This is a genomic window from Komagataeibacter kakiaceti JCM 25156 (assembly GCF_000613305.1).
In genome coordinates this window covers 1-506 of the sequence record NZ_BAIO01000940.1, presented here as the reverse complement: position 1 = coordinate 506, position 506 = coordinate 1, and the positions used below count along the sequence as shown (strand labels likewise).

Below are 506 nucleotides of genomic sequence, written 5' to 3'. Positions count from 1 at the left end.
ACAGCTTTCATGACCGTACTTGCAGCGCGGCGCGAAAGCACAGCCCACGGGGCGCTGTGATGGAAGGGGCGGCATACCGGCAATGGCGGGCAGACGGTGCGGGCGGGGGCCGTACAGGGGCGGAATGGAATCCAGCAGGGCGGCGGTGTAGGGGTGGGCCGGGTGGTCGAACAGGGCTGTCGCCGGTCCGGTTTCGGCCACGCGGCCGGAATAGAGTACGAGCACATCGTCACAGCTCTGGGCCACCACGCCCATATCATGCGTGATCAGCAATACGGAGGAACCATGGGTGCTGCGCAGCGTGTCGATGAGTTCAAGGATCTGCGCCTGCACCGTCACGTCCAGCGCGGTTGTCGGCTCATCGGCAATCAGCAGCGTGGGATTGCACGAAAGCGCCATGGCGATCATCGCGCGCTGGCGCAGCCCGCCGGACAGTTGATGGGGATAGCTGCGCGCCGCGCGCGGGGGGTCCGGCACGCCCATTTCCCCCAGCAGTTCCAGCGTGC

At 66.8% G+C, this 506-nt stretch carries 1 protein-coding gene; it reads right to left on the bottom strand.

The features are described from left to right. Positions 1-506: oligopeptide/dipeptide ABC transporter ATP-binding protein (locus tag JCM25156_RS20175; protein ID WP_025814585.1), on the bottom strand; the 506-nt coding region annotated here is incomplete at both ends.